The following is a 1,134-nucleotide window of genomic DNA, read 5'->3' as shown; positions in this document are numbered from 1 at the left end:
GCCGTGGGTTCGGGCGACCTGGACGTCGATGGTGCCGCATCGTTCAACCTGCTCTCGCTGGGTTCGGGCGACGTCAACGCCCGCAACATCGGCGGTGATGCCAGCGTCGGCACCGTCGGCTCCGGTGACCTGAAGGTGACCGACGTGCGTGGCAACGCACGGCTGGATACCGTCGGTTCGGGCGACATCGGCTTCAAGCAAGTGCAGGGCAACGTCGAGGTCGGCGTGGTCGGCTCCGGCAACGTCGATATCGAGCAGGTCGGCGGCAACGTCCGCGTGCGCAGCCACGGCTCGGGCGACATCGATGTCGACGGCGTGCGCGGCAACCTCACCGTCGAGCACAGCGGCAGCGGCGATGTCCAGCATCGCAACGTGTCCGGCACCATCACCCTGCCGCGCGGCAAGTAACGCCCAACCATCCGATACGAGGGGAATGCCATGAACCTGCTGCGCCTGCTGCCTGCTGCCCTGCTGTGCCTGCCGTTGATCGCCTGTGGCGACACGTCCAGCCCCGACAAGACCGCCGGCAAGGCGGTGGCCGAGACCGCGGGCGGCGTCGGCCAGACCGTCAAGGAAGCGATGGATGACGCCCGCAGGGAAATCGCCGAAGGCAACATCAAGATCTCGGCCGACAACCAGCCGCGCGCGGAGATCACCCCGCAGGGACAGCTGCTGATCGGTGGCAAGCAGGTGGCGCTGGACGATGGCCAGCGTCGCCAGCTGCTTGATTACCGCAGCCACGTGGTGGCGGTGGCGATGGACGGCATGGATGTCGGCCTGGCAGGCGCAAAGCTCGGCGCCAACGCCGCCGGTGAAGCACTGAAGGGCATCTTCAGCGGTGACAGCGAAGGCATCGAGAAACGGATCAACGCCGAGGCCGCCAAGATCGAGGCGCAGGCCAAGCGCATCTGCGACCGCATGCCGGCCATGCTGGCCAGCCAGCAGGCCCTGGCCGCCTCGCTGCCGGCGTTCAAGCCCTACGCCACGATGGACCAGAGCGATGTGGACGACTGCGGCAAGGACACCGTCGTCAACCGCTGACCCCTGTGACAGATCAGCGCACCCGGCCGGCCGCGCACCTGCGTTGCCGGCCGCTGCGCCCCGGCGGGCTTACAATGGCGGCCCCGGATGCAC

2 protein-coding genes are annotated in these 1,134 nt (G+C 68.3%); both read left to right on the top strand.

Annotation, left to right across the window (positions count from 1 at the left end; all coding sequences use genetic code 11):
- A partial coding sequence (locus tag AB4Y84_RS22170; RefSeq protein ID WP_442250997.1) for a GIN domain-containing protein occupies nt 1-408 on the top strand: 408 nt, incomplete at its 5' end.
- A gap of 30 nt (nt 409-438) precedes the next feature.
- Nucleotides 439-1,041: a DUF2884 family protein gene (locus tag AB4Y84_RS22165; RefSeq protein WP_442244317.1), complete on the top strand. Its 603-nt coding sequence runs from the start codon at nt 439-441 to the stop codon at nt 1,039-1,041.
- The last annotated feature ends 93 nt before the right edge of the window (nt 1,042-1,134 follow it).

It is taken from the genome of Stenotrophomonas sp. 2YAF22 (assembly GCF_052114665.1).
In the GTDB taxonomy this organism is placed as follows: Bacteria; Pseudomonadota; Gammaproteobacteria; order Xanthomonadales; family Xanthomonadaceae; genus Stenotrophomonas; species Stenotrophomonas indicatrix.
Note: the sequence above shows the minus strand (reverse complement) of the source record. Positions and strands in the feature narration are given on the sequence as shown.

Bases quoted from the DNA above. Each gene is read 5' to 3' on its own strand.
- AB4Y84_RS22165 (WP_442244317.1), top strand. From the start codon at position 439: ATGAACCTGCTGCGCCTGCTGCCTGCTGCCCTGCTGTGCCTGCCGTTG.